Origin of the sequence: Microbacterium arabinogalactanolyticum (assembly GCF_030268005.1) — a bacterium.
Taxonomy (GTDB): domain Bacteria; phylum Actinomycetota; class Actinomycetes; order Actinomycetales; family Microbacteriaceae; genus Microbacterium; species Microbacterium arabinogalactanolyticum.
Genome location: NZ_BRZC01000004.1, coordinates 440,455 through 466,518 on the forward strand (window position 1 = coordinate 440,455; position 26,064 = coordinate 466,518).

General features: G+C 69.0%; 24 protein-coding genes. 7 read left to right on the forward strand and 17 right to left on the reverse strand.

The annotated features are described in order from the left end of the window. The first annotated feature begins 156 nt into the window (after positions 1-156). Positions 157-1,284: an acyltransferase family protein gene (locus tag MIAR_RS06610; protein WP_285633092.1), complete on the forward strand. Its 1,128-nt coding sequence runs from the start codon at positions 157-159 to the stop codon at positions 1,282-1,284. 3 nt (positions 1,285-1,287) lie between these two features. Here the strand turns inward: MIAR_RS06610 and efeB are convergent, their stop codons facing one another. From efeB to efeU, 3 genes are read right to left on the reverse strand one after another with little or no spacing between them, the layout of a single operon-like run. Next, positions 1,288-2,553, reverse strand: coding sequence for an iron uptake transporter deferrochelatase/peroxidase subunit (gene efeB, locus MIAR_RS06615; protein ID WP_285633095.1), 1,266 nt, complete (start codon positions 2,551-2,553; stop codon positions 1,288-1,290). 7 nt (positions 2,554-2,560) lie between these two features. After that, positions 2,561-3,793: an iron uptake system protein EfeO gene (efeO, locus tag MIAR_RS06620; protein WP_285633097.1), complete on the reverse strand. Its 1,233-nt coding sequence runs from the start codon at positions 3,791-3,793 to the stop codon at positions 2,561-2,563. Then, positions 3,790-4,731: an iron uptake transporter permease EfeU gene (efeU, locus tag MIAR_RS06625; RefSeq protein WP_285635665.1), complete on the reverse strand. Its 942-nt coding sequence runs from the start codon at positions 4,729-4,731 to the stop codon at positions 3,790-3,792. Before efeU ends, efeO begins: the two co-directional genes overlap by 4 nt. 162 nt (positions 4,732-4,893) lie before the next feature. Between efeU and MIAR_RS06630 the strand changes: the two genes are divergently transcribed. Then, positions 4,894-5,892 (forward strand): isopenicillin N synthase family dioxygenase, encoded by a 999-nt coding sequence (locus MIAR_RS06630; RefSeq protein ID WP_285633102.1) that lies wholly within the window; start codon positions 4,894-4,896, stop codon positions 5,890-5,892. A gap of 1 nt (position 5,893) precedes the next feature. Here MIAR_RS06630 and MIAR_RS06635 read toward each other — a convergent pair whose 3' ends face one another. The 3 genes from MIAR_RS06635 to rpsO all read right to left on the reverse strand — a co-directional run bounded on the left by MIAR_RS06635 (position 5,894) and on the right by rpsO (position 7,475). Beyond that, positions 5,894-6,211, reverse strand: a complete 318-nt coding sequence (locus MIAR_RS06635; protein ID WP_285633104.1) for a transcriptional regulator — start codon at positions 6,209-6,211, stop codon at positions 5,894-5,896. Continuing rightward, complete coding sequence (locus tag MIAR_RS06640) at positions 6,204-7,058, reverse strand: hypothetical protein (protein ID WP_285633106.1); 855 nt, start codon at positions 7,056-7,058, stop codon at positions 6,204-6,206. The genes MIAR_RS06635 and MIAR_RS06640 overlap by 8 nt, the downstream gene beginning before the upstream one ends. A 147-nt stretch (positions 7,059-7,205) precedes the next feature. Further along, entirely contained in the window at positions 7,206-7,475 is a 270-nt protein-coding gene (gene rpsO / locus MIAR_RS06645; protein WP_005048780.1) for a 30S ribosomal protein S15, read from the reverse strand. Between the two features lie 141 nt (positions 7,476-7,616). Between rpsO and MIAR_RS06650 the strand changes: the two genes are divergently transcribed. Then, positions 7,617-8,909: an MFS transporter gene (locus MIAR_RS06650; RefSeq protein WP_285633146.1), complete on the forward strand. Its 1,293-nt coding sequence runs from the start codon at positions 7,617-7,619 to the stop codon at positions 8,907-8,909. A 42-nt stretch (positions 8,910-8,951) separates the two neighbouring features. Here the strand turns inward: MIAR_RS06650 and MIAR_RS06655 are convergent, their stop codons facing one another. Further along, positions 8,952-9,500 carry a YceI family protein gene (locus MIAR_RS06655; protein ID WP_285633149.1) on the reverse strand — a complete coding sequence of 183 codons (549 nt, stop codon included), beginning with the start codon at positions 9,498-9,500 and terminating at the stop codon, positions 8,952-8,954. Positions 9,501-9,795: 295 nt separating this feature from the next. After that, the gene (locus MIAR_RS06660; protein ID WP_285633152.1) at positions 9,796-10,164 is read right to left on the reverse strand and encodes an FKBP-type peptidyl-prolyl cis-trans isomerase; all 369 of its coding nucleotides are present in this window, start codon (positions 10,162-10,164) and stop codon (positions 9,796-9,798) included. Between the two features lie 132 nt (positions 10,165-10,296). Here MIAR_RS06660 and MIAR_RS06665 point away from each other — a divergent pair, with 132 nt between their 5' ends. Next, positions 10,297-11,319: an asparaginase gene (locus MIAR_RS06665; RefSeq protein ID WP_285633155.1), complete on the forward strand. Its 1,023-nt coding sequence runs from the start codon at positions 10,297-10,299 to the stop codon at positions 11,317-11,319. A gap of 127 nt (positions 11,320-11,446) precedes the next feature. Here MIAR_RS06665 and MIAR_RS06670 read toward each other — a convergent pair whose 3' ends face one another. Beyond that, positions 11,447-12,925, reverse strand: a complete 1,479-nt coding sequence (locus MIAR_RS06670) for a PrsW family intramembrane metalloprotease (RefSeq protein WP_285633158.1) — start codon at positions 12,923-12,925, stop codon at positions 11,447-11,449. A gap of 59 nt (positions 12,926-12,984) precedes the next feature. On the opposite strand from MIAR_RS06670, the gene MIAR_RS06675 reads away from it, so the two are divergent. After that, on the forward strand, positions 12,985-13,854 hold the full coding sequence (locus MIAR_RS06675) for a fumarylacetoacetate hydrolase family protein (RefSeq protein WP_285633161.1): 870 nt from the start codon (positions 12,985-12,987) through the stop codon (positions 13,852-13,854). A gap of 62 nt (positions 13,855-13,916) precedes the next feature. On the opposite strand, the gene MIAR_RS06680 is transcribed toward MIAR_RS06675, so the two are convergent. From MIAR_RS06680 to MIAR_RS06695, 4 genes are read right to left on the reverse strand one after another with little or no spacing between them, the layout of a single operon-like run. Continuing rightward, on the reverse strand, positions 13,917-15,377 hold the full coding sequence (locus tag MIAR_RS06680; RefSeq protein WP_285633163.1) for an aspartate ammonia-lyase: 1,461 nt from the start codon (positions 15,375-15,377) through the stop codon (positions 13,917-13,919). A gap of 50 nt (positions 15,378-15,427) precedes the next feature. Next, positions 15,428-16,345, reverse strand: a complete 918-nt coding sequence (locus tag MIAR_RS06685) for a phosphodiesterase (protein WP_285633165.1) — start codon at positions 16,343-16,345, stop codon at positions 15,428-15,430. 52 nt (positions 16,346-16,397) lie between these two features. After that, positions 16,398-16,739, reverse strand: a complete 342-nt coding sequence (locus tag MIAR_RS06690; protein ID WP_285633167.1) for a peptidase — start codon at positions 16,737-16,739, stop codon at positions 16,398-16,400. Further along, positions 16,736-18,202 (reverse strand): inorganic phosphate transporter, encoded by a 1,467-nt coding sequence (locus MIAR_RS06695; protein WP_285633169.1) that lies wholly within the window; start codon positions 18,200-18,202, stop codon positions 16,736-16,738. The genes MIAR_RS06690 and MIAR_RS06695 overlap by 4 nt, the downstream gene beginning before the upstream one ends. Positions 18,203-18,398: 196 nt before the next feature. Here MIAR_RS06695 and MIAR_RS06700 point away from each other — a divergent pair, with 196 nt between their 5' ends. Continuing rightward, positions 18,399-20,510 (forward strand): S9 family peptidase, encoded by a 2,112-nt coding sequence (locus tag MIAR_RS06700; protein WP_285633172.1) that lies wholly within the window; start codon positions 18,399-18,401, stop codon positions 20,508-20,510. A 203-nt stretch (positions 20,511-20,713) separates the two neighbouring features. Beyond that, positions 20,714-20,881, forward strand: coding sequence for a hypothetical protein (locus tag MIAR_RS06705; protein WP_285633175.1), 168 nt, complete (start codon positions 20,714-20,716; stop codon positions 20,879-20,881). 159 nt (positions 20,882-21,040) lie between these two features. Here the strand turns inward: MIAR_RS06705 and MIAR_RS06710 are convergent, their stop codons facing one another. The 4 genes from MIAR_RS06710 to MIAR_RS06725 form a co-directional block, all read right to left on the reverse strand. Continuing rightward, positions 21,041-22,069 carry a 6-phosphofructokinase gene (locus MIAR_RS06710; protein WP_285633178.1) on the reverse strand — a complete coding sequence of 343 codons (1,029 nt, stop codon included), beginning with the start codon at positions 22,067-22,069 and terminating at the stop codon, positions 21,041-21,043. Positions 22,070-22,291: 222 nt separating this feature from the next. Beyond that, complete coding sequence (locus MIAR_RS06715) at positions 22,292-24,439, reverse strand: DEAD/DEAH box helicase (RefSeq protein ID WP_285633181.1); 2,148 nt, start codon at positions 24,437-24,439, stop codon at positions 22,292-22,294. 170 nt (positions 24,440-24,609) lie between these two features. After that, on the reverse strand, positions 24,610-25,557 hold the full coding sequence (locus MIAR_RS06720) for a bifunctional riboflavin kinase/FAD synthetase (RefSeq protein ID WP_285633185.1): 948 nt from the start codon (positions 25,555-25,557) through the stop codon (positions 24,610-24,612). After that, positions 25,554-25,946, reverse strand: a complete 393-nt coding sequence (locus MIAR_RS06725) for a hypothetical protein (protein ID WP_425561584.1) — start codon at positions 25,944-25,946, stop codon at positions 25,554-25,556. The genes MIAR_RS06720 and MIAR_RS06725 overlap by 4 nt, the downstream gene beginning before the upstream one ends. Positions 25,947-26,064: the final 118 nt, after the last annotated feature.

The window sequence follows — 26,064 nt, forward strand, 5'->3', positions numbered from 1 at the left end:
CTGTCTGGGTGCTGTTCTGAGCGTCCATGGTGTTGATTCTCCACTCGGGATGCGGTGGCATCCGTTTCTATTCAAATGAATGTACTTGGTGGAACAGCGCAGGCGCAAGGATATTCCCGCAGGCGCCGGAGAAGTCCGCCCGGGTAGCCTCGAAGGATGAGCAGTGCCGATCAGCATCCGCCCACGACGACGCCGACGGGGACGATCCGCGGGCGGCGCCGCGTTCCGTTCTGGGACAACGCCCGCTTCGCGTGCGTCGTGCTGGTGGTGATCGGGCACGGTACGCAGCGCCTGATCTACGACTCCGACATCTCCTACGCGTTCTACCTGTGGATCTACGCGTTCCACATGCCGGCGTTCGCGATCATCTCCGGTTACTTCTCCAAGTCGGCGAGCCCCACGAAGCGTCAGATGGCTCGCGTGATCACCGACATCCTGGTGCCCTACGTGATCTTCGAGGGACTGTGGACCCTCACCAAGTGGCTGGTCGAGGGACGCGCGGATCCGAACCTCACACAGCCGTCATGGACCCTGTGGTTCCTGCTCGCACTCGGCATCTTCCGCCTGGTCCTGCCCTATCTCGCTCTGCTGCGCTGGCCGCTGGCCTGGGCGCTGGCGATCTCCGTGGGCGTCGGCTACCTCAGCAATGTCGACAGCACCTTCTCGCTCTCCCGCACGCTGGGTCTGATGTTCTTCTTCACGCTCGGCTGGTGGCTGCGCGAACGCGACGTCGTGCGCCGGTTCAGCCTGATCGACTACCGTCCGTGGTGGCTGCGGATCTGCGCGGTCGCCGTGCTCGCCGCGTGGGCTTTCGTGTGCTGGCGCTGGCTGGCGTTCTGGGACGACGTCGACCTGCGCTTCTGGTTCTTCTACGACGACTCGTACTCCGGGCTCTCCGCCGATCAGTGGTGGGCGGGAGGCATCCGCCTGGGCCTGATGGCGCTGGCGATCCTGCTGAGCGCATGCTTCTTCGTGCTGCTCCCCCGTCGCGCGCAGTGGTGGACCACCTTCGGGCAGTACACGATGTACGTCTACCTGCTGCACTCGTTCGTGCTCTACCCGTTCCGCGAATCGGGTCTGCTGCGCGGGCTCGACCCCACCTGGATCTGGCTCCCGCTGATCACCGTGCTCGCTGTCGCCATCGCGTTCCTGCTGGCCTCGAAGCCGGTGCGGAGGGTGCTCCGTCCGCTGATCGAGCCGCGCCCGAAGTGGATGTTCACGGATGCCGCGCTGTCATCCGGATCGGACCACCGCAGCGATCCCACCGGCTCGCGTCGTGGATAGGCGTCACGCGTCGCGGAACAGCGCCTCGCCCACATAGGAACCGGAGCGCGCGCCGGCGGGAACGGCCCAGATGCCGGAGCCGACGTGCCGGATGTACTCATTCAGCAGATCCGTGGACAGTTTCCGCTGCAGCCCGATGAACTGCGCCGGATCGCGCTGGTAGGCGAGGAAGAAGAGCCCCGCGTCAAGACGCCCGAGGCTGTTGTTGCCGCCGACGTAGTTGAAGCCGCGGCGCAGGATGCGGGTGCCGCCGTTGCTGTCGGGATGCGCGAGCCGCACATGGCTGTGCGCGTCGAGCCCGGGCAGCTCGGGCGCGGTCCCCTCGGTGCCGCCGCTCAGGGGCGCGCCCTCGCCCTTGTCCCGTCCGAAGATGCGCTCCTGCTCGCCGAGGCGCACCCGATCCCAGGTCTCGATGAGCATCGAGATCTTGCGCGCGACGAGGTATGAGCCGCCGGCGAGCCAGGCCGGATCGTCGCCCTCCGCGACCCACACGTGATCGTCGAGCGCCTTGGCGTCGTCGGCGAGGATGTTGGCGGTGCCGTCCTTGAACCCGAACAGGTTCCGCGGGGTCTGCTGCTCCGCCGTCGTGCGCGAGGTCTTGCCGAAGCCGAGCTGCGACCAGCGCAGCTTGGCGCGCCCGAACGCGATGCGGCTGAGGTTGCGGATCGCGTGCACCGCGACCTGCGGATCGTCGGCGCAGACCTGCACACACAGGTCACCGTCGGAGAGCGTCGGATCGAGATCCTCGCCGAGGAATGCCGGGAGCCGCTGCAGCTTCGCGGGCCGACGGTCGCGGATGCCGTAGCGATCCCCGTCCTCGTTCTCGAAGAGCGTCGGACCGAAGCCGAAGGTGACGGTCAGGGAGCTCGCCGGAAGCCCCAGCGCCTCCCCGGTGTCGTCCGGAGGCGCCTCCGACGGTCCGCCCACGGCACCCGTCGCGCTGACCTCGAGCCCCTGCGTCATCCGGGAGGCCGCGTACGACCAGTCCTGCAGCAGTTCGATGAGGTCGGCGCGGTCACTGCGCGGCATCATGTCGAACGCCGCGAAATGCAGATGCTCCTGCACCGGGGTCGTGATGCCGGCCTGGTGGGTACCGAAGAACGCATGCACTCCGGATGCTGACTCCTCCCGCCGCTGAGCGGCGGCGAGCGCATAGCCTCCGCCACCGGCCAGAGCCAGGGCGGCGGCTCCCCCGCCGGCCGCGAGACCCAGCAGGCCCCGCCTGCTCAGTCCGGGCCGCTTCGGCCCCGCTTCGACGTCCTCGGTCATCGGCGGATCAGGCGAGAGCCGTGCTGGTCAGCTTCGACAGCGGCTCGGCGAGGGCGTTGATCAGATCGATCAGCTCGCGCTTGTCGGCGTCGTTCAGCTGCGTGAACGGGACGAACCCGGCTTCCAGCGATCCCTGCGCGGCCAGCGCCTTCTCCAGGTCCGCGTACCCGGTGGAGATCTCCTCCACGAGCGCCTTGCCGTCCGCACCCTTCGAGGCGACGAGGTCGCTGACGAGCGAGAACGCCATCTTCGAACCCTCGACGTTGGCGGCGAAGTCGTAGAGGTCGGTGTGCGACCACCAGTCCTCCTCGCCCGAGATCTTCCCCGTGGCGACCTCGTCCAGCAGCGCGACCGCACCATTGGAGATCCCGGCGATGCCCTGGTCGTTCAGCGCGGTGGTGAAGTCCTTCGAGTGGACGTAGTCGTACAGCTCCTGCACGTCGGCGGTCAGCAGATCACCGAACTCGCCCCGCTGCTCAGGCGTGGACGGCGCCCAGTCCTTCCACGCCGACGTCTCGCCGTCGGAGTTCAGCGCGTCCTGAGCGGGCTGCCACAGGTCCTTCTCGAGGCGGTGGAAGCCGGTCCAGTCCAGGCCGTCGGCGACGGCATCCACCTCGCGGAAGTCGATACGGGGATCGAGATCTCCGAGCGCCTCGGCGACGGGCTCGATGCGCTCGTAGTACGCGCGGGTGCTCGGGAACAGCTCGCGCGCCTTCGCGTCGTCACCGGCCTGGTAGGCGTTCACGAGCTCCTGCACCGCCGGGACCAGCTGTCCGACCTGATCCTTCACGAACGCGGCGTAGAGGTCGACGGCCTTCTGCTTCTGCTCGGCATCCGGCCCGTCGATGGCGACCTTGTCGCCGCTCACGGTGAACGCGGACTTCCCGACGCCGTCGCCCACCATGCCGGGCTTGCACACGGTGAAGTAGTCGCCCGGCTGGGCCACGACGGTCATGGTGCGGGACGCCGACGGAGCGATGTTCTCCACCTCGCCGACGATGCGCAGGCCGTCGGATGCCAGGAGGTAGAACTCGGTGACCTGGTCTCCGCTGTTGGAGATGTCGAAGGTGAGCGTGCCGCTCTTCGCCGTGTCGGCGGAGACCGTGCAGGCGTCGGCCGTGGACTTCACGGTGAAGGATGCAGCCGGGTCGGCGGTCGCCTTGGCGACGCATCCGGTGAGGGCGATGGCTGCTGCCGCCAGCGCCGCAGCGGCGCCGAGAGTGCGGGCGGTGAGGGTCATGCTGCTCCAGGGGATGTCGAGGTGAGGGAGGAGGTCTGAGCGGGGGCGGCGGCGTGGGCGCGCGGACGCCCGGTGCGGATGCCGCGGATGAACAGGGTGCCGACGACGACGATGTACAGCGCCCACACGATCACCTGCAGCCAGGTCATGTGCGGCATGAACCCCACGATGGCCTGCAGGAGAACCGCCCAGACACCGCCGGGCACGATGACGCCACTGGCATCGAACGCCCATCCGAACGGGAATCCGGCCAGGCCGGTGAGCACGACGCCCGTGCCAGGATCGACAGGGGCGAGCGCGGAGAACGGGCCCGGCACCACGCCGGCCTCCTGAAGATCCATCACGGCGTAGGCGAGCACGCCCGCGGCGACGATCACGAGGAAGCCGCCCGTCCAGGCGAAGAAGCGTCGCAGGTCCAGACGCACGGCGCCGCGGGTGATCAGCCAGCCGATGACGACGGCGACGGCGAGTCCGAGCAGTGCCCCGGGGAGCGCCAGCGGCGCATCGCCGGATGACTGCACCATGGACCACAGCAGCAGGGTGGTCTCGATGCCCTCCCGCGCGACGGACACGAAGCCGACGGCGACCAGCGCCCACAGGCCGCCGTCCGCCAGCGCGCGGTCGACGCCCCCCTGCAGGTTCGACTTCATGGTGCGTCCGGCTTTCTGCATCCAGAAGATCATCCAGGTGACCATCGCCACGGCGACCAGCGACAGCGTGCCGCCGATGATCTCCTCGGCCTCGGACGTCAGGGCATAGGCGCCGAAAGTGAGCACGGCGCCGATGCCCAGCGCCAGGGCGATCGCCAGTCCGATTCCGATCCACATCGGGCCCAGGACGTCGGCGCGCCCGAGGCGCCGGATGTAGGCCACGAGGATGCCGACGACGAGAGCCGCCTCCAGACCTTCGCGAAGGCCGATCAGGAGGGCGGGAAGCATGACTGCGAGCACGAGCGGGGTGTTCTCCGTGTGTCGGTGATCGGTAAGGGGTGCCTTACCTAACCGAGCCTAGCATTACGCCCGCCGGGCGCCTGTCGCGGGGCCGGGTAAAACAGCGCAACATTCGCGCTTCCGCACAGCCATCCGCATTACCGTCGACGCATGTCCGACTTGAACCTTCCCGTCCTGGACCTCTCCCGCCTCGATGCCGGAGAGGAGGAGGCCGCCGCGTTCCGAGCCGATCTTCGTGCGGCGACCCACGACGTCGGCTTCTTCTATCTGACCGGCACGGGCCTCCCCGTCGGGCTCGAGCAGCGTCTGCACCGGGCGGCCCGGGACTTCTTCGAGCTTCCCGAGGAGGACAAGCTCGCGATCGAGAACGTGAAGAGCCCGCACTTCCGCGGATACACCCGGATCGGCGGCGAGCGCACGCAGGGCGCGGTGGACTGGCGCGAGCAGATCGACATCGGACCCGAGCGGGATGCCGTGGCCGGTGGGCCACCCTACTCCCGGCTGATCGGCCCGAACCTGTGGCCGGCCGCTCAGCCCGAGCTGCGCGAGGTGGTCGCAGAATGGCATGCGGCGCTCTCCGCGATCTCACGCCGGCTGCTGCGCGCGTGGGCGCTGGCGCTGGGTGCCGAGGAGTCCTACTTCGACGACCATTTCGGGGAACCCTCGACGCTGATCAAGATCGTGCGCTACCCGGGCACGCATGAGCCCCTTCCGCAGCAGGGCGTCGGCGCCCACAAGGACAGCGGTGTGCTGACCCTTCTCTGGGTCGAGCCCGGCCGCGGCGGCCTGCAGGTCGAGCGCGACGGCGAGTGGGTCGACGCCCCACCTGTCGAGGGCGCGTTCGTGGTCAACATCGGCGAGTTGCTGGAGTACGCCACCGGCGGGTATCTGAAGGCGACGAACCACCGGGTCATCTCCCCCGCTGCCCCCGCCGACCGCCTGTCGATCCCGTTCTTCTTCAACCCCGCGCTGGACTCGCAGCTCCCGCTGATCGATCTCCCCGCGGAGCTGGCCGCCCAGGCCCGCGGCGTCACCGACGACCCGGCCAATCCGATCCACAGCCTCTACGGCGAGAACGCGCTCAAGTCACGACTGCGGGCGCACCCGGACGTCGCCGCCATCCACCACGCCGACCTCGTGGGGGCCTGAGTCACCCACCCGTGCCGTAGTCGACGATCGCGCGCAGCGCCTCGAGGTGCGCCTGGAACGCCCGGCGGCCGGCTGCGGTGCTGGTGACCCAGGTGCGCCCGCGAGGACCGACCTGCCCCTTGCGGACCTTCACGTAGTGCACCTGCTCGAGCGAGGAGATCGCCTTGCTGAGCGCGGAGTCGGAGACCTGCAGGATGCCGGCCAAGGTGGCGAAGTCGAGCTCGAGTTCCTCGCCGAGCGCTGCCATCAACGAGAAGCGGATGGGACTGGCGAAGCTGTCGTCGAGCCGCAGCCGCGGATGCTCGGGACTCTCACCCACGATCGGGCCCCCACCAGGCTCCGAGGACGAACGCCAGCGCGATCGCACCACCGGCGACGTAGCCCCCGATGGTCAGTGGCACGGAGGTGAACTGCGCCAGCAGCAGCAGCGCGACGATCACTGCGCCGGAGAGGGCGAAACAGCTCCACAGGAACGGCCCCCATGCCAGCGCGACCTGGGATCCCCGCGTCAGCATCGAGGCCGACAGCCACACCACCAGGGCGAGCATCGCCAGGAGGTTGACGATGTTGGCGATCAGCGCGGAGGGTGTCGCCACGCAGGCGACGATCGCCCCGACCGCGATCCCGATGCAGGCCGTGGTCAATCGCGCCCCGCGGTCGAAGGGCGCCCGCTTCCGGACGATCCGCTCGGCGGTCGCATGTCGCCACTCACCCCAGCCGAGGAGGCCGTACAACAGGAAGCACAGGACCCCGGGCGCGAACCTCAGAGCGACGGGGATGTCGACGCCCAGCATGAGCGTGCCGAGTGATCCGATGACGACAGCGAGCAGGATGAGCATCACCACCGTCCGCATCCGCTGCTCGCGACCCCGGCGCTGGTAGCCGTACTCCTCCCGGAGCGTCGTCACGAGCTGAGTCCAGACGATGAACGGCGCGACGATGACGATGATGTTGGCGCCTTCGGCGGGTGGGAACACGAGCATGAGCACGATGAGGTAGATCGCGAACGAGATCCCCTCGACGAGCAGGAGCCGCGCGGCGGCACGGCGGTCGATGTGCTGCTCGCGCCGCTGAGCCACACGCGCCGATTCGTCGAGATACGCCTGCGCGACGGCTGCGGTCGGCGGCTCGTAGGGCTCCAGACCCGGTTCCGGTCTCTGCTCCATGACATTCCCCCCACTTTCCACCAGGAAACTTAACTACTTTCCTACTGGAAACCGAGCGGGACCGTCAACCCGGACACAGCGAGAGCCGCCCCACACCGTGGGGCGGCTCTCCAAGAATGTTCTGCGCGATATACGCGGCAGCGGTGCTTATCGACGCAGACCGAGGCGCTCGATGAGCGAGCGGTAACGGTTGATGTCGATGTCCTGCAGGTAACCCAGCAGGCGACGGCGCTGACCGACGAGCAGGAACAGGCCACGACGCGAGTGGTGGTCGTGCTTGTGCTCCTTGAGGTGCTCGGTGAGATCCTTGATGCGCTGCGTCAGCATCGCGACCTGCACCTCGGGGGATCCGGTGTCACCGGGGTGCGTCGCGTACTCTTCGATGATCGCCTTCTTGACGTCTGCTTCCAGTGCCATAGATTCGATCCCCTCTCTGCTTGTTGCGCGGCGCCCGACACCTGATGTGTGGGCTCTCTTCATCCGCGGCCGATCGAACGGCAACCTCCATAGCCTACCAGCTTCGGCGCCCCGGTCGCGCACAGCCGATAGCCTCGAGAGGTGCAGTTCTCCCGCGGTCTTCTCATCGACCTCTCCCCCTTGAAGATCAGCCCGGCGTTCACGCGCATGTGGATCGGCTCGACTCTCGCGGGCATCGGCGGGCAGCTCACCGTCGTGACCGTGATGCTGCACGTCTTCGAGCTGACCGGAAGCACTTTCGCCGTATCGATGATCGCCGTCGCGGGTCTCGTGCCCATGATCCTCGCAGGCCTCTACGGAGGGATGCTGGCGGATGCCTTCGACCGGCGCCGCGTCGCGCTCATCTCCGCGACGGTCGCCTTCATCGCGACCGCGCTGCTGGCGACGCTGACCTGGACGCACACCGAGACGATCTGGTGGCTGTACGGGCTGAGCATGACGATCGCCGCGGCGAACTCCGTCGGGATGGCCACGCGCACCGCGATCGTGCCGCGGCTGATCCCCCTGGATCACCTCGCCGCAGCATCCGCCCTCAACGGCGTCGCCTTCGGACTCACCGTGATGGTCGGCCCGGCGGTCGCCGGCCTGCTGGTGGCGCTCACCGGATTCGGATGGACGTACACGATCGACGTCATCCTGATGCTGTCGATGTTCCTCGGCCTGTGGACACTGCCGGCGCTCCTCCCGGAGGGGACGATCGTGCGCCCGGGGCTCGCCTCCCTGGTCGACGGGTGGCGCTTCCTGCGGCGCGCGGGGAACATCCGCATGCAGTACCTGATGGACATCACGGCGATGACCTTCGGTCAGCCGCTCGCCCTGTTCCCCGCACTCGGAACGGTGATCCTCGGCGGTGGCGCCTTCACCACGGGCATCCTCACGGCGGCGGTCGCGGTCGGCACGTTCGCCTGCAGCCTGTTCTCCGGGCGGATCGTGCACTACCGCTGGCACGGGCTGGGCATCTCCCGCGCGGTGCAGGCCTACGGCGTCGCCATCGCGCTGTTCGGAGCGGTGCTGCTGATGGGGACGCTCCTGCCGCCGGCGTCGGAGCAGGTACCCCACGTCGCTCTCATCGTCGCCGCCTGCATCGCGCTGGCGCTCTCCGGCGCCGCGGACAACGTCAGCTCGATCTACCGGAACACGATGATGCAGGCGGCTGTCCCCGACACCATGCGCGGGCGGCTGCAGGGCGTCTTCATCATCGTGGTCGCCGGCGGCCCCCGCGTCGGCGCGCTGTACGCCGGGGCCCTCGCCACCGCGACCAGCCTGTGGTTCCCTCCCCTGCTGGGCGGCTTCCTGGTGATCGGCATCGTCGCGACGCTCGCACGGCTCAGCACCCGCTTCCGCGCCTACGACGCACTGAGCCCCGAAGCCTGACGCTGACTGCGCCGGGCCCCGGGGCTCGTGAAGGGAAGCGGATCAGGCCTGCAGGGCACCCTGCAGGTCGAGACCGATGGTGATCTCCTTGCCGACCAGGACGCCGCCGGTCTCCAGCGCAGCGTTCCAGGTGAGGCCGAAGTCCTCGCGGTTGATGACGGTCTTCGCGGACGCACCAGCCTTGTAGTTGCCGTAAGGGTCGGTGCCGAAGCCGCCGAACTCGAACTCGAAGGTGACCGGCTTGGTGATGCCGCGGATCGTCAGGTCGCCGTCGACGAGGAAGTCGCCGTCCTCGATGCGGGTGCCGGTGGACACGAACTCCATCGACGGGTGGTTCTCGACATCGAAGAAGTCCGCGGAGCGCAGGTGGGCGTCGCGGTTCTCGTCCTTGGTGTCGATCGAGGTCACATCGACCTTCGCCTCAACCTTGGCCTCGAGCGGGTTCTCGGGGGCGACCAGCGTCGCCTCCTTCACCCCGAAGGTGCCGCGCACCTTCGAGATCATCATGTGACGGACGCTGAAGGTCACCTCGCTGTGCGCGGGGTCGAGGACGTAGGTGCCGGGACGGTAGCCGGGGATCTCGATCGACATGTCTGCTTCTCCTTGAAGTGGTGGGGTGCCCGTGGGCCGTAATGAGGATAACTTGCATTCACTTGAATGCATTCCCGGTTTTCAGGATCTTTACAGAAAGCCCCCGCCCGCAGGATGCGGACGGGGGCTTCGAGGATGTCGAGGTTCAGCCGACGGCGACCAGGTCGATGCCGAGGGCCGACGGAACTCGCAAGGTCAGCCGACGGCGACCAGGTCGATGCCGAGGGCCGACGGAACTCGCAGGGTCAGCCGACGGCGACCAGGTCGATGCTGAGGGCTGACGGGACTCGCAGGGTCAGCCGACGGCGACCAGGTCGATGATGAAGATGAGCGTCTTGCCGGAGAGGAAGTGGCCTGCGCCGGCGGGACCGTACGCGAGGTGCGGCGGGATGGTCAGCTCACGACGACCGCCGACCTTCATGCCCGGGATGCCCTCCTGCCAGCCCTGGATCAGGCCGCGCAGCGGGAACTGGATGGTCTCGCCGCGTCCCCACGAGGAGTCGAACTCCTCGCCGGAGTCGTGCTCGACGCCGGCGTAGTGCACGGTGACGGTGTCGCCGGGCTTCGCCTCATCGCCGTCGCCGACGATGATGTCGCGGATGACGAGCTCGGTGGGTGCGGGTCCGGTCGGTGCGTCGAACTCGGGCTTGGTGCGATCTGTCATGGTTCCATCAAACCCGAGCCACGCACCCCGGTCAACGTCGCCGCGCGCGCCGAGAGCGAACAGCAGCGCACGCACCCGACGCCCCTCGGAATAGGATTGCGAGGTCATCAGCAAGGCCCCGAGGAGCGCTCCATGACCCGACTCGACGGAGCACGCCCGGTCGCTGTGCTCTACACCGGCGGCACGTTCGGGATGGTGACGACCCCTCGTGGCCTGGCGCCGGATCCGCACCTGAGGGAGCAGATCGAGAGCCTGGTCGGGCGCATGAACACAGGCGAGTCCGCTCCGACGTGGACGTACGAGACGACGGCCCGGGCCATCGACAGCGCGGAACTCCAGCCGAGCAGCATGGCCGAACTCGCCGACGGCATCCGCGAGATCGTGGATGCGCAGCATCCGGTCGGGATCGTCGTGATCCACGGCACGGACACCATGGCGTACAGCGCGGCCTTCGCGGCCTTCGCGCTGGCGGATGCCGACGTCCCTGTGGTGTTCACAGGCGCACAGGTACCGCTGGGCATGCCTGGAAGCGATGCGCCGGACAACTTCGCGCAGGCCTTCGCCGCCGCATCCGAGGGGACGCCGGCGGGCACCTGGATCGCGTTCGGAGGGCGTCTGCTTCCCGCGGTGCGCGCGACGAAGCGCTCGAGCCGCAGCCTGGACGCCTTCGCGGCCTCTCGACCACTCGCCCCCGGGGGCTCCGGTGCGCCGCCCGAGCTGACTGCCGCACTGACCCACGCGGCGGGACGCGACGCGCCCCGGATCGGACTCGTGAAGGTGTCGCCGGGCCTGACCGGCGGTCAGCTGGCTGCGGCGCTGACCGAATGCCCCGCAGGCGTCGTGCTGGAATGCTACGGCTCGGGCACTGCACCGATGACGGCTGGCGGACTGACCGAGGTCGTGCGCGCGGGCGTCGACGGCGGCAGCATCGTGCTGGCCATCACGCAGTGCGCCGACGGTGGCGTCGACCTCGGGCGCTACGCGGTCGGGTCGCTGCTCGCCGATGCAGGCGCCGTCGCGGGCGGAGACATGACCCCCGAGTCCGCACTCGGCAAGCTCGCTGCCCTCCGCCGCACGGACCTCTCCCCCGAACAGGTGCGCGCACTGCTCGCGCAGAACATCCTCGGGGAACGCGAAGACGCACCGACCTCTTGACTTCCGTGGACAGCCGGTGCACCCTGTCAGTAGGCCAACTCAGCGCCCGGGAGACTAGCAGGCATCGCCGCAGCACCGGGCGCTGAGTGCTGTTCAGGGGCGGAATGCTGTCCGCGGCGGCACTCGCTCAGTACGCCAGCAGGTGCGCGCGGGTCGCCCTGGTGCGCGCCAGAAGCGACTGCTCGTCCGCAGCGGCATAGGCGTCGTGCCCGTTGATCGCCCGCTGACGGACAGCCGCCAGCTCGGTCGCGTCCTTGATGAACGACCGCATCAGTTTGCGGCGATCTCCGCGCAGCCCGCGAGCCCACTGCATCCCGGCCTTGCGTCCGGCAGGGGTCGCCAGCATGACGACCTCCTCCTTCGTGAACCAGCCCGCGGCGGCGTAGTCCTCGAGTCGTCGCTGCGTGAGCCGGGCTTCCGCCCGCCGGAGAGCGACGATCGCGAAGATGAATCCGAGGAACAGCGGGATCTGCGCCGTGAGGTAGAGCGTGAAGAAGTCGCCCAGCATCGACGAGCCGTTCCAGAAGGCGTGCAGCGCCATCGCGCCGAGCAGCCCCAGCGCCCCGGCGCCGAGTGCACCGGCGACGGTGGCCCCGCGGCGTGCGGCGAGCCCGATGGCGAAGCCCGTGAGCGCCGTGAACATGGCGTGGGCGAACGGCGAGAGCAGTCCGCGGAGGATGAACGTGATGGTCAGCTCACCGGCGCCGCCGTTGACCAGGCTGACGCCGAAGTACTGGATGTTCTCGGTGAAGGCGAAGCCCGCACCCACCAGCGCGCCGTAGACGACCCCGTCGACCGGACCGTCGAACGCACGGCGTCCGATGACATAGATCAGGAAGACGCCGAGCCCCTTGCCGATCTCCTCGATCAGCGGTGCCTGGATCACCGCCGAGAAGAAGTCGTCCGGACGACCGGCTGCGAGAGTCAGGAGCAGGTCGAACAGCAGCGCGATTCCGATGGCCGCGATCGCTCCCCAGGCCAGCGCGAAGATCACCAGGCTCTTCGGCTCCGGTTCCCAGCGGTCGATGAGCCGCACCCCGAACAGCACGATGCCGAGCGGGACGAACGCGAGGATCAGACCGACGACCGAGGCGCCCGTGCCGAGGAACATCGCGAAGTAGGCGATCAGCGCGAGCATCACGAAGCCCAGAACACCGAACACCCACACCGAGACCGAGCGACCCTTGCGCACCGGCATCGGCAGCGCCGGGACACCGGCCACCGGAGCGGGCGAGAGCGGAGCCGGCGGCGCGTACGCCGCTGCGGCCGCCGGCTGCAGGGCCGGGTGCTGCGGCTGGCCGTAGCCGACCGTGGGCGCGACGGATGCCGTCGCTCCGTAGGCGTCCGCGACCGGCGCCTGCGGCGCCAGCTGATGCGCCTGCTGCCCGTACCCAGGAGCCGGCGGCTGACCGTACGCGGGAGCAGACGGGTAGGGCTGAGCGGGAGGCTGACCGTACGCGGGCTGCCCCTGGCCGTACACGGGTGCGGGCGGCTGGCCGTACACGGGTGTCGGCGGCTGGCCATACGCGGGCTGCTGCCCTTCGGGCGCCGGCTGCTCCGACGGGGGCGGCGGCTGGTAGGCCGGGGGCTGTCCTCCAAAGCTCATGAGCAAAGCCTAGAGGGAGCCTCAGCCGGCGGGGGCATCCTGGCCGGTAGCGTAGAGGCATGCGTTTTGCCCATCTGAGCGCTCGCGACTCGGAATCCCTCCAGCTCGCCGTCATCGACGGCGACGAGGCGATCCTGGTCAGCGACCTCCTCTCCCCCGGCCCGAAGACCCTGCAGGAACTCATCGTGGGCGGTGACGAGATGCTCGACGCGCTGCGCACCGCGGTGGCGGCGGGCGCCGCGCCGCGGCATCCGCTGAACGGGTTCTCCTTCGGATCCGCGGTCGTCGATCCACCCGCGATCCTCGCGGTCGGTCTGAACTACTCCGCGCACTCCAGCGAACTGGGCCTCAAGACCGACACCGCCCCCACCGTCTTCACCCTGTGGCCGAACTCGCTGGCGGGACACGGCCAGACGACCTCGTGGCCGCGCACGCTCAGCGAATCGGTCGACTACGAGGCCGAGCTGGGCGTCATCATCGGACAGCCCGCCAAGGACGTGTCCGAGGAGGACGCGCTGAGCACGGTCTGGGGCTACACGGTGGTCAACGACATCACCGCGCGCGACATCCAGTTCGCCGAGGCCCAGTGGTGCCGCTGCAAGTCCTTCGACGGCTTCACCCCCACAGGCCCCGTCGTCGTGACCGCCGACGAGATCCCCGATCCGCAGGATCTGCACATCTGGACCGTCGTCGACGGACACACCGTGCAGGACGCGTCCACGGGGCAGATGGTGCGCACCGTCGCGACGCTGGTCGCGCACCTGTCCTCTTCGGTCACGCTGCTCCCCGGGACGCTGATCTCCACCGGCAGCCCCGGCGGCGCCGGCTACTCCCGCGACCCGCAGATCTTCCTGCGCGACCGCTCCACTGTCACGGTCGGCATCGAGGGGATCGGCGAGCTCACCACGCACTGCCGCATCCTGGACTGACCGGGCACGGACGAAGAAGAGGCGGATGCTGTTCAGCATCCGCCTCTTCTTCATTTCGGAGCTCAGCTCTCCGGCAGGTCCTCCGCGGCGATCACCGGGATGGCCGAGGTGACGGTCTCGAGACCCGAGAGGCGGGCCGGCGAGATCTGCTTCATGACCTCTTCGCGCGTCATCAGACCGGCCTCGACGACGAGGTCCGCGATGTTGCGGTTGGTCAGCAGCGCGGTCTTCGCGAGGGCGGCGGATGCTGCGTAGCCGATGAACGGGGTCAGCGCGGTGACGACACCGACGGATGCGCCCACCATCGCGCCCAGGCGCTCACGGTTCGCGGTGATGCCGTCGACGCAGTTGACGCGGAGCGTCCACATCGCCTGACGCATCCAGGTGATGGATTGGAAGATCGAGTGCGCGATCACCGGCTCGAAGGCGTTCAGCTGGAGCTGCCCGCCCTCGGCCGCCATGGTCACGGTGACGTCGGCGCCGGCGACGGCGAACGCCACCTGGTTGACGGCCTCCGGGATCACCGGGTTGACCTTGCCGGGCATGATGCTGGAGCCGGCCTGCATGGCGGGCAGGTTGATCTCACCGAGGCCGGCCTGAGGGCCGGAGGAGAGCAGACGCAGGTCGTTGCAGATCTTCGAGAGCTTGATCGCGTTGCGCTTGAGCGACGAGGAGAACGACATGAACGAGCCGGTGTCGCTGGTGGCCTCGACGAGGTCTCCGGCGGTCTGCAGGTCCAGGCCGCTGATCTCGCGCAGGTGCGTGAGCACGGTGGGCGCGTAGGCCGCGTGCGTGGTGATGCCGGTGCCGATCGCGGTGGCACCCATGTTGATCTCGAACATCAGCGAGGCGTTCTCGGTGAGGCGGCTGTGGTCCTCGCCGAGGGTCGTCGCGAAGCCGTGGAACTCCTGGCCGAGCGTCATGGGCACGGCATCCTGCAGCTGGGTGCGGCCGACCTTGAGCACGTCGTGGAACTCGGATGCCTTGCTGAGGAACGACTTGCGCAGCAGGTCGAGCTCGTCGAGCAGCGAGCGCAGGTTCAGCGACAGGCCGATCTTCACGGCGGTCGGGTAGACGTCGTTGGTGGACTGGCTGCGGTTGGTGTGGTCGATCGGCGAGAGGTAGGCGTAGTCGCCCTTCTCACGGCCGGCCATCTCGAGCGCGACGTTGGTGATGACCTCGTTCGCGTTCATGTTGGTCGAGGTGCCGGCACCGCCCTGGATGACGCCGACGACGAACTGATCGTGGAACTCCCCGTCGATGATGCGCTGCGAGGCCGCGTCGATCAGGTCGGCGCGCTCGGCGTCGAGCACGCCGATCTCCTTGTTGGCACGAGCCGAAGCCTGCTTGACCATCGCCAGCCCGCGGATCAGATCGGGGTAGACCGAGATCGGGCGCTTGGTGATCGGGAAGTTCTGCTCGGCCCGCAGTGTGTGCACGCCGTAGTAGGCGTCGGCGGGGATCTCCAGGCTTCCGATCGAGTCGGTCTCAGTACGGGTCAGGGCAGGCGCGTCAGCAGCCATGTCACTTCCTTGTGGGTGGTGGCGAATGGGATGCGGGGGATGCATCAATCCTATGCCCGGGCGGAAGGCGGCTTGCGCGAGAAGGCCTCGAGCCGGCCCTCCGGCGACAGCGCGGCCATCCGGCGGACCCACTCCTCGCTGAAGTAGTCGCCGGTGGGTGCCTCCGCGACCGGGACGACGGTGTGGGTGATGACGTCGGGTCGCACGTGCACGAGCTGGAACGCCTGCGCGGCATCCATCCCGTTCACCTCGACGGCGGGCCGCCCCAGGTTCATCGTGTAGCAGGTCGAGGACGCGACGCTCACCGGGACCCCCGCGAACATGCCCGAGCATGAGTAGTGGAGGTGGCCTGCGAGGATGCCCCGCACGTCTGTGCCGCGGATGACCTCGGCGAGCTCGTCCTGATGCTGCAGCTCGAGGATGTCGAACAGGGGCACGTGGGCGGGCAGCGGCGGGTGGTGCAGGGCCAGCAGCGTGCCGTGCGGGGCCGGCTCCGCCAGCACGCCGGCGAGCCAGTCCCGCTGGGCGGCGTCGATGTCGCCGTGGTGCCACCCGGGGACGCTGCTGTCCAGCGCGATCAGGCGCAGTCCGTCGAGGTCCCAGACGCCGGTGACGGGCTCCTCGCTCGCAGGCTCGTCGAGCAGCTCCGCGCGCATCGCGGGTCTCTCGTCATGGTTTCCCGCGACCCACACGATCGGGCATCCGAGTTCGGCGGCGACGGGTTCGATCGCCGCGCGGATGCGCCGGTACGCGTCCGGCTCGCCGAAGTCGGTCAGGTCGCCCGTGACGACGATCGCCGACGGATGCCGGTCGACCCGCCGGATCGTCGCGAGCGTGTGCGCGAGGTTGCCGTCGCTGTCGGCGCCGCCCGAGTGCCGGGCTCCCCCGGCGACGAAATGCGGGTCGCTCAGGTGGATGATCGTGTGCGACGGCGGCTGATGGCGTCCGAACACCGGTGTGTCGATCATGCGCCCAGCATAGGGTCGCCCGCCGACGTCCGCGCCATCCGGACGCGATGCCTCAGTGCCCGCCGCCCAGGACGATGAGCAGGATGCCGCCGATGACCGCGGCGGCGCACAGCGCGAAGCATCCGAGCGCCGCGACGAACGCGAGGGTCTTCTGGCCCTCGGTGAGCGGACTCTTCCGCGCGGCCTTCTGCGCCTGCTTGGCCGCCCGCTTGATCTCCTTCTCGGAGAGCACCGTGATGGCGTCGGTGAACTCCGCGGGCGTCACCACGGGCACCCGCCCGGCGCGGACGAGCATCCGCAGGCCCAGCGCGTAGAACGCGACGATGGCGACCGCACCGATCAGTGCGGCGGCGAACACGCTGAGGAAGGCCAGCCAGTCGATCTCGACACTCATCGGGCTTCCTCCTGATCCTCGACGCCCAGATCCCACTCGGCGAGCTTCGCGCGGGCGCGGCGACTGGCGCTGAGCTCCTCCCACTCCGCGGCGGCCTTCTCAGCCTCCGCGTACTTCTGGGCGGCGCGCTCGGCGGCCTTGCGTGCGGCCTTGATCTCGCTGGGCGTGCCCCCGGACTTCTTGAGCTTCTTCGCCCGCTTGGCGGCCCGCTCGGCGTCATCGGCTTTGCGCTCCGCCCGCTCGAGCGCGCGCATCAGCTCGATGCGGCTGGTGCGGCGCGTGGGGCCGGGCACCTCGGGAAGCTCGACGGCGTGGCCGGACTCCGCCACGTCGCTCATCGCGTTGGCATGGGTGACGGCGTTGCGCCGCGAGCGCAGGAACAGCCCGACGATGATCACGACGGCGAGCACCGCGTCGATCGCGACACCCCAGCCACCCAGCCAGCGCACCATGACGGCTGCCAGAGCGCCGACGATGCCGGCTGCGGGCAGCGTGAGCAGCCATCCGACCGCGATGCGACCGGCGGTGCGCCAGCGCACCGTGGAACCACGGCGTCCCAGGCCCGAGCCGATCACCGAGCCGGACGCGACCTGCGTGGTGGACAGCGCGAAGCCGAAGGCACTGGAGGCGAGGATCGTGGCGGCGGTCGAGCTCTCGGCTGCGAAGCCCTGCGCGGGCTTGACCTCGGTGAGCCCCTTGCCCAGCGTGCGGATGATGCGCCATCCGCCGAGGTACGTGCCCAGCGCGATGGTGCCGGCGCACGCGACGATCACCCAGAACTCCGGGTTGTGGTACTCGGGGCTGCCCGGGTCGCCGCTCTGCCATCCGACGGTGATCAGGGCGAGCGTGATCACGCCCATGGTCTTCTGGGCGTCGTTGGTGCCGTGCGAGAGCGCGACCATCGACGAGGTGAAGATCTGCCCCCACCGGAAGCCGGAGCGGCCGTCGGGCTTGCCGTCGTAGCGGCGCGTCAGGCCGTAGGCGACCTTGGTCGCCACGTACGCGATGATGCCCGCGGTCAGCGGTGCGATGAGCGCCGGCAGGATGACCTTGGAGAGCACGACGCCGAAGTTGATGCCACTGGCGCTGAAGCCGACGATGGTGGCGCCGATCAGGCCGCCGAAGAGGGCGTGCGAGGAGCTGGACGGGAGCCCCAGGAGCCAGGTGAGCATGTTCCAGGTGATGGCGCCGATCAGGCCGGCGAAGATCAGCTCCGGCAGCAGCGTGTGCCCGACCGCGGACTCGTTGATGATGCCGCCGGAGACCGTCTTGGACACCTCTGTCGAGAGGAACGCGCCGACGAGGTTCAGCACTGCGGCCAGCAGAACGGCCGTCTTGGGCTTGAGGGCTCCGGTCGCGATCGGCGTCGCCATCGCGTTCGCCGTGTCGTGGAAGCCATTGGTGAAATCGAAGAAGAGTGCCAGTGCGATGACCAGCACGACGACGAGGGCTGCGGTTTCCACCGTTCTCTTTCGTTGGGACTGTCAGGAGGGGATGCCGGTGCGCCGGCGTGACGAACGAAGAGTTCACCGTGGGTTCATGTTCCGTATACGGGCCCGCGAGAATCCTCCCATCCTCCCTCGCGTCGGTCAACTTCGCACCCCCTCGTGCGCCGTGGCCGGCGCGCCCGGGGCAAGGCTGCTCCGATAGCGTGGACCCGTGAGCGAACTCAGCATCCAACCGCCCGTCGCAGACCGCCGTCCCGCCGCCCGCACCCACCACGGCGACACCTTCGAGGACCCCTACGAATGGCTGCGCGCCAAGGAGGACGCCGAGGTCGTGGCGCACCTTGAGGCGGAGAACGCGTACACCGACGCCCGCACCGCCCACCTGAGCGGACTTCGCGACGAGATCTTCCAGGAGGTGAAGTCGCGCACCCTCGAGACGGACCTCTCCGTGCCGACTCGCCGGGGCGACTGGTGGTACTACGGCCGCACCGAGGAGGGCGCCCAGTACGGCATCCAGTGCCGAACCGCGATCTCCGGCCCGGACGACTGGACTCCCCCGGTGCTCGAGCCGGGCGTCGCCGTTCCCGGCGAGGAGGTGCTGCTGGACGGCAACGTCGAGGCCGAGGGGCACGAGTTCTTCTCGATGGGCGCCTTCGACCTCTCCGACGACGGCACGCGGATGCTCTGGTCGGTCGACTTCGAGGGCGACGAGCTGTACACCGCCCACGTCCGCGACCTCGTGACGGGCGAGCGACTTGCGGACGAGATCCCCAACACCGGCCAGGCGTTCTTCACCCCGGACGGGCTGTCCGTCGTCTACACGACCCGCGATGAGGCATGGCGGCCGGACACCCTGTGGCTGCACCGGATCGGAACGCCGGCGGACGCGGATGTGAAGCTGTTCCACGAGCCCGACGAGCGCTACTGGCTGGGCGCGGGCATCACGCGCAGCAAGAAGTACCTCGTCATCGGACTGGGCTCCAAGATCACCAGCGAGGAGCTGCTGCTCGACCTGAGCGATCTGACCGCCGCACCGCATCCCGTCTGGCCCCGCGTGGAAGGCGTGGAGTACTCCGTGGATCACGCCGTCATCGACTGCGAGGACCGCCTCTTCATCCTTCACAACGACGGCGCCCTCGACTTCGAGCTCGTCTCGGTCGCGGCGTCCGACCCGCAGGGCGAGCGGCGCGTGGTGCTGCCGCACACCCCCGGCCGGCGACTGCTCGACGTGGACTGCTTCCGCGACTTCGCGACCGTCGAGTACCGCACCGAGGGCATGCCGCGGGCCGCGCTGCTGGACTACCGCACCGACGCGCTCGACGCCGTGGAGTTCGACGAGCCGCTCTACGAGACGTACTTCTCCGGGAACCCCGAGTGGGACGCCCCGTTCCTGCGGATGGGTTACACCTCGTTCGTGACGCCGTCCACCGTGCTGGAGCTGGAGCTCGCGACCGGCGAGAAGCACGTGCGCAAGCAGATGCCGGTGCTCGGCGGCTACGACTCGTCCGACTACGGTCAGCAGCGTGTGTGGGCCACCGCATCCGACGGCGCACAGGTGCCGATCTCGCTGGTGTGGAAGCGGTCGTTCGGCGAGCCCGGCGCCGAGGCGCGTCCCGTGCACCTGTACGGCTACGGGTCGTACGAGCACTCCATCGACCCCGGCTTCTCGACGATGCGCCTGTCGATGATGGACCGCGGCGTGATCTTCGCCGTCGCGCACGTTCGCGGCGGCGGCGAGATGGGCCGGCACTGGTACGAGGACGGCAAGGAGCTGACCAAGCGCAACACCTTCACCGATTTCGTCGCCGCCGGCCGCCACCTGGTCGAGACCGGGGTGACCAGCCCGGAGCGGATGGTCGCCGAGGGCGGCAGCGCGGGCGGGCTGCTGATGGGCGCGGTCACGAACCTCGCCCCCGAGCTGTTCGCCGGCATCCTCGCCGCCGTGCCGTTCGTCGACGCGCTGACCACCATCCTCGACCCGTCGCTGCCGCTCACGGTGATCGAGTGGGATGAGTGGGGCGACCCGCTGCACGACGCCGAGGTGTACACGTACATGAAGTCGTACACGCCGTACGAGAACATCGCGGCGGATGCCTCGGCCTATCCGCGCATCCTCGCGATGACCTCGCTCAACGACACCCGCGTGCTGTACGTCGAGCCGGCGAAATGGGTGCAGGCGCTGCGCCACGCGGGTGCCGCCGACGTGATCATGAAGTGCGAGATGTCGGCGGGCCACGGCGGCGTGAGCGGCCGGTACAACGCCTGGCGCGAGCGCGCGTTCGAGCTCGCCTGGATGCTGGACGTGCTGGGCCTGGCGGACTGAGCTCGGCGCTCCCGTCGTCGCGGTTGTTCCGCGCGTGCGGATGGCGTGTTCCAGTAGTCGTCGGTGCGTTGAGTCCGAAGCCGCCACTGCTGGGACACGCCAGAGGTATGACCCCGCACTGGCGAGTGTGGGAGTCTGCCACCGGCCGGTTCTGAGGCCGGAGAGCTGCCCTGTCGCAGAACGGGTCGGCAAGCTGCCGCGCTGTGGGAACTGGACGACCTCAGGATGCCGACCGCTGGGACGCCATCCGCGAGCGGGGCTGGCAGCACGTCCGCATCCTCAGCCACCACCTGCGCCCGAATCCACAGCTCGCCGTGGACAAGGTCGCAGTCGCGCTGTTCGCCGCGGGGTGGCGTCCGGGACGCGGATGACGTCGAGTCTCACAAGATGCGGGTGGCGTGACATCCGGCCCGCCGTTGCGGCGACACAGCCAGCCGCATGTCCCACAAGCGGCTGGTGCGGGCGCCGTGCACCCGCCGTATGTGAGACACGCCGTGGCTCCGCTCGACACGCACCGGTGTCGAAGAACATCAGCCGAAGAGCGCGGAGGCCTCCTCGTAGCGGCTGAGCGGCACGGTGTTCAGCTCGCCGAGCGCCTCCTCGAAGGGCACCCGCACGATGTCGGTGCCGCGCATCGCGACCATCTGACCCCAGCACTCGTCCACGAGGGCGTCGGCGGCGTTCAGGCCGAGGCGAGTCGCGAGCACGCGGTCGAAGCCCGAGGGGGAACCGCCGCGCTGGATGTGGCCCAGCACCGTCGAGCGGGTCTCGATGCCGGTGATCCGCTCGATCTCGGGTGCCAGGATCTCGCTGATGCCGCCGAGCCGCGGGCGGTTGAACGCGTCCAGGCCCTTGTCGCTGTAAGCCTCGTCCATGCCGCTCAGCTTGAAGCCCTCGGAGACGACGACCAGTGGCGCGCGACCGCGGTCGAAGGCACGGGTGACGAGCGCGCAGATCTCGTCGATCGACATCGGCACCTCGGGGATGCAGATGACGTGAGCACCCGCCGCCATTCCGGCGTGCAGCGCGATCCAGCCGACGTGACGGCCCATGACCTCGGCGACCATGCAGCGCTGGTGGGAGTCGCCGGTGGTGCGAAGCCTGTCCATGGCGTCGGTGGCGATGTTCACGGCGGTGTCGAAGCCGAACGAGTAGTCCGTCGCCCGCAGGTCGTTGTCGATCGTCTTCGGCACGCCGAGCACGTTGATGCCGTCCTTGGAGAGCCGGTCCGCGGCGGCCAGCGTTCCCTCGCCGCCGATCGCGACGATGCCGTCGATGCCGTGCGCGGCCAGGGTCTTCGCGATGTTCTCCGCTCCCCCGCGCACACCCTCGTAGGGGTTGGTGCGGCTGGTGCCGAGGATCGTGCCGCCGACCTTGGACAGACCCTTCACCTCGTGACGTGTGAGGGGGAAGAAGTCGCCGTCGACGACGCCGCGCCAGCCGTCACGGATCCCGACGAACTCCAGGTTGTAGGTGGTGGTGCCCTTGAGCACGATGCCGCGGATGACGGCGTTGAGTCCGGGGCAGTCGCCGCCGCTGGTGAGGATGCCGATCTTCATGCTGCTGCCTTCGTGCTTCGGGAGGAGAGGGGAATCGGCGACGTTGCCTGTTCTCGACCCTAGTGGTGATGCACCGCGGATGCCATTCCTGAAGGCGCGAAAACCAAGAATCTTGACGTCGGATCCCAGGCATCCGATGAGTTCTTGACGAAAGCTGCCGATATCGACGAAAGAGGGCGCCAAGAACGTGTGTTCTTAACGCCCTCTTCGGGAATGTGACGATCAGGCGGCGCCGAGCGCCTCCCGCAGCAGGTGCATGAGGGCCGCGAGCTGCACGGATTCGCCCGGAGCCTCCTCCACCGCCTCGCCGTCCAGGGCGCGCGCGGCGAGCCCCTGCTTCTGGTCGATGAGCTCGGCGATCTTCGTGTCGATCGTGTGCGCGGCGATGATCCGCCACGCGGTCACCGGCTCGTCCTGTCCGATGCGGTGCACCCGGTCGATGGCCTGGGTCTGCTCGGCCGCGGTCCAGCTGAGCTCGGCCAGGACGACGTTCGAGGCCACCTGCAGGTTGACGCCGACGCCCGCGGCGGTCAGCGAGCAGACCGCGATGCCCACCGAGGGGTCGTTGTTGAAGGCGTCGATGGCCTGCTGACGTGCCGGGGTGGACTGGTCGCCGCGGATCGACACCGCCTTGATACCGGACGCCGCGAAATGCGCCTCGGCCTGGTCCATGACGTCGATGTGCTTGGCGAAGAAGACGACCTTCTCCACCGAGCGCTGCAGCTGGGCGGCGTAGTCGGCCGCGAGCATCGCCTTGGCCTGGCCGATCCGGCGCACCATCGTGAAGACGTTGTCGCCGCCGGTGCCGGCGGCCTTCGACTCCTCGAGCTCGTTGTGCGCGACCAGCCGGACGATGTCGTCGTCGATCTCGTGCGAGCCCGACGGACCGTGGGCAGCAGTGCGGGCCTCGACGATGCGCCGGTACTTGGCGGCCATCCGCTCCCCCAGCTCGCGCTCGGCGGCGCGGATGCTGCGGCCGTACTCGTCGTCCAGCTGGACGGGAAGATCGGCGATGAGCTTGTCCGGGAGGTCGGCGGCGACGTCCTTCTTCTTTCGGCGCACGATGCCCATCGAGATGACGGCCTCGCGCGCCTCGGCGTAGAAGGACTTGTCAGCCGGCGTGAGTCCGGTGGCATCGAGCTTCTCCATCAGGGGCGCCTCCGGCTTCTCGCCGTTGGTCCAGCCCAGGAACCGCCAGATCGCGTCGAAGTCCTCGACGTCGTTGATCAGCGGGGTTCCGGTCAGCGCCATCATCAGTGGATGCTGCTCGCGCTCGCGGATGCGGGAGGCCAGCGCCAGCACGTTCTGAGAGCGCTGCGAGGACAGGTTCTTGATGAAGTGCGCCTCGTCGACGACCATGCCCTTCAGGCCGATCGCGCCGAGCCAGGACAGGTGCCGGTCGAGGATCTCGTAGTTCACGATGAACACGTCGGCGAAGGCGTCGATGTCGTCGCCGTCGCCCTGGATGACCGTGGCACGGCGCTGCGGCGTCCACAGCTCCACTTCGCGCGCCCAGTTCATCTTCACCACGTTGGGGACGACGACGAGCAGCGGATACGCGTCGGCGACGGATGCCGCGAGCACCGACTGGGCGGTCTTGCCCAGACCCGGCTCATCGGCCAGCAGGAAGCTGCGATGCCCGGCGCGCACGGACTCCACGAACCGCGACTGGTGCACCATGACCTCGCGACCCTTGGGCGAGATGTGGTCGTACTCGGGCAGCGGCGGCAGCTCCATGGAGGCCGCGCTTCCGCCCGCACCGGACTCGAACGCCTTGTACAGCGGGCCCATGAGCTCCCAGCCGTCCAGGCGGCGCCGAGGCACGGAGGCCGGGCGCGGCGTGAGGTCAGGGGCGAGGAACGGGTTCGCGAGCTGACGCGACTCGACCGACGGCGGGGTGACCTGCTTCTCGGCGAGGGCGGCGGGCACGACCTGCGTGGTGCGCACCGGCGCGATGTCGGTGATGATGAGCTCCTCGGGTGCGAGCTCGGCACCCGACTCGAGCAGCCAGTCGCGACGCATCCGCTTGGCAACCGGCGAGGTCGCCTGGTCTGCCTCCAGCAGCTGGATCAGGGAGGTGTCGCGTGCCGCGGTCTTGGCGAGGATGGTCGCCACGCCGTCGAGGCGCTTGAGCAGCTCGGCGCGCGCGGAGTCGCCGAGCTCGGCATCCGACTTCACCCTGGCGCGCTCCTCGCGCACGAGGAACGCGATCACCTGGAACTTGACGCGGTTCGTGGGGCCGAGCTTGGATCGCTGGGCCTTGGCCTCGATCTCGCGGACCTTGCGCGCGAGTATCGGGATCAGGGGTGCCTCTTCGTCTCGACGAGAGGTCTTCTTGCGCCGCGATGCGGCGGTCGCCGTGGTCGGCATGCTCCTCCTGAGCGTGAATGCCGAAGCGCCGAAGTGGCCTTCGGTTCCTACTGTGTTCCGCGTGTGGCGCCAGCCAGGACCGTGCGGAGTGCGGCTCTCGGACTGCGCGCGCAGCGGCGGCTTCGAGTGCCAGGCGTCAGTTTACGGCATCGGGATGCCGAATGCGGGGTTCAGCCCAGGCCGAGTCGCGTCCGCGCCTCGGCGACATCCGCCGCGATCTGCGCGATCAGAGCATCCATGCCCTCGAACGCGACCATGCCGCGCAGGTGGTCGGTGAACTCCACGGTGACCCGGTGGCCGTACAGGTCCAGGCCCGACGCGTCGAGCACATGCGCCTCGACCTGACGTCGCTCGACGTCGTCGAAGGTCGGGTTCGTGCCCACCGAGATCGCGGCGGGATGCCGGATGCCGGTGTCATGGTCGTCCAGCCAGCCGGCGTACACACCGTCGGCGGGTGCGAGCGCGTCGATGAGCTCGGAGAGGTTCGCGGTCGGGAAACCGAGCTCGCGCCCGCGCTTGAGGCCGTGCACGACCTCACCGGTGACGGCGACGGGGCGCCCGAGCGCCTTCGCCGCCTCGACGACGTCACCCGCCGCCAGCAGTTCGCGGATCCACGTCGACGAGACCCGACGCTGCTCGCCGTCGGGATGCACGTCGTCGATGACGTCGACGGTGAAGCCGTACGTCGGGCCGAGCTCGCGCAGCAGCTCGGGCGTGCCCGCGCCCCCGCGGCCGAAACGGAAGTCGCGTCCGACGAGCACGGTCACCACATGCAGCGCGTCCACCAGGATGCTGCGCACGAAGTCTTCCGCGGCGAGTGACGCCAGGGCCCTGTCGAAGGTGAGCACGAGAGTGGCGTCGAGGTCGAGCTCGGCCAGCAGCTGGACCTTGCGGTCGGTGGCCACGACGTTCTCCGGGCACAGCTCGGGGCGCAGGATCTCGAGCGGGTTGCGGTCGAAGGTCACCGCGACCGTCTTGGCGCCCACGGCGGCCGCATCCACCCGCATCCGCTCGATGATCGCGCGGTGGCCGACGTGCACGCCGTCGAACTTGCCGATGGCGACGACACTGGGGCCGAAGTCGGCGGGCACCTCGGACGGGTCACGGAAGACGATCATGCGGAGATTTCCTGCGGTTGGTGCGTGCGCAGCCACCACAGACCGAACAGCGGCAGCACGAGAGGGATGAAGACGTAGCCCATACCGAAGTACGACCACACGCTGTCGTGGCCGAAGAGCGTCGGCACGAGCAGGCTCAGCAGGCCCACGGTGACCACGCCGGTCAGCTCGAACAGGATGGCGATCCAGGCGACCGCGTACCAGCCCCGCCGATGCGCGAGGACCAGGGCGAGCGTGGCCAGGATGTACACGACCGCGGCGAGGGCGGAGAGCGAGTACGCCAGCGGGGCCTCGTCGAAGCGCCGCACGATCTGCACGAAGCTGCGCCCGGTCGCGCCCAGCGCCATGACGGCGTAGACGATCACGAGAACCCGCCCGATACCCGTCATCCGGGTGCGCCCGTGATCGCTCATCGGGTCAGCGGGCTGGGACGGAGCATCGGTGTGGGACATCGCATCCACCATCCTATGCCGCCGCGGGCAGCGCGAGCCGCGGCGGGTCGCAGCG

What these genes read in the sequence shown, in the direction of transcription:
- MIAR_RS06610 (WP_285633092.1), top strand. Translation starts at nt 157, where the DNA reads ATGAGCAGTGCCGATCAGCATCCGCCCACGACGACGCCGACGGGGACG.
- efeB (WP_285633095.1), bottom strand. Translation starts at nt 2,553, where the DNA reads ATGACCGAGGACGTCGAAGCGGGGCCGAAGCGGCCCGGACTGAGCAGG.
- efeO (WP_285633097.1), bottom strand. Translation starts at nt 3,793, where the DNA reads ATGACCCTCACCGCCCGCACTCTCGGCGCCGCTGCGGCGCTGGCGGCA.
- efeU (WP_285635665.1), bottom strand. Translation starts at nt 4,731, where the DNA reads ATGCTTCCCGCCCTCCTGATCGGCCTTCGCGAAGGTCTGGAGGCGGCT.
- MIAR_RS06630 (WP_285633102.1), top strand. Translation starts at nt 4,894, where the DNA reads ATGTCCGACTTGAACCTTCCCGTCCTGGACCTCTCCCGCCTCGATGCC.
- MIAR_RS06640 (WP_285633106.1), bottom strand. Translation starts at nt 7,058, where the DNA reads ATGGAGCAGAGACCGGAACCGGGTCTGGAGCCCTACGAGCCGCCGACC.
- rpsO (WP_005048780.1), bottom strand. Translation starts at nt 7,475, where the DNA reads ATGGCACTGGAAGCAGACGTCAAGAAGGCGATCATCGAAGAGTACGCG.
- MIAR_RS06655 (WP_285633149.1), bottom strand. Translation starts at nt 9,500, where the DNA reads ATGTCGATCGAGATCCCCGGCTACCGTCCCGGCACCTACGTCCTCGAC.
- MIAR_RS06660 (WP_285633152.1), bottom strand. Translation starts at nt 10,164, where the DNA reads ATGACAGATCGCACCAAGCCCGAGTTCGACGCACCGACCGGACCCGCA.
- MIAR_RS06665 (WP_285633155.1), top strand. Translation starts at nt 10,297, where the DNA reads ATGACCCGACTCGACGGAGCACGCCCGGTCGCTGTGCTCTACACCGGC.
- MIAR_RS06670 (WP_285633158.1), bottom strand. Translation starts at nt 12,925, where the DNA reads ATGAGCTTTGGAGGACAGCCCCCGGCCTACCAGCCGCCGCCCCCGTCG.
- MIAR_RS06675 (WP_285633161.1), top strand. Translation starts at nt 12,985, where the DNA reads ATGCGTTTTGCCCATCTGAGCGCTCGCGACTCGGAATCCCTCCAGCTC.
- MIAR_RS06680 (WP_285633163.1), bottom strand. Translation starts at nt 15,377, where the DNA reads ATGGCTGCTGACGCGCCTGCCCTGACCCGTACTGAGACCGACTCGATC.
- MIAR_RS06685 (WP_285633165.1), bottom strand. Translation starts at nt 16,345, where the DNA reads ATGATCGACACACCGGTGTTCGGACGCCATCAGCCGCCGTCGCACACG.
- MIAR_RS06690 (WP_285633167.1), bottom strand. Translation starts at nt 16,739, where the DNA reads ATGAGTGTCGAGATCGACTGGCTGGCCTTCCTCAGCGTGTTCGCCGCC.
- MIAR_RS06710 (WP_285633178.1), bottom strand. Translation starts at nt 22,069, where the DNA reads ATGAAGATCGGCATCCTCACCAGCGGCGGCGACTGCCCCGGACTCAAC.
- MIAR_RS06715 (WP_285633181.1), bottom strand. Translation starts at nt 24,439, where the DNA reads ATGCCGACCACGGCGACCGCCGCATCGCGGCGCAAGAAGACCTCTCGT.
- MIAR_RS06720 (WP_285633185.1), bottom strand. Translation starts at nt 25,557, where the DNA reads ATGATCGTCTTCCGTGACCCGTCCGAGGTGCCCGCCGACTTCGGCCCC.
- MIAR_RS06725 (WP_425561584.1), bottom strand. Translation starts at nt 25,946, where the DNA reads ATGACGGGTATCGGGCGGGTTCTCGTGATCGTCTACGCCGTCATGGCG.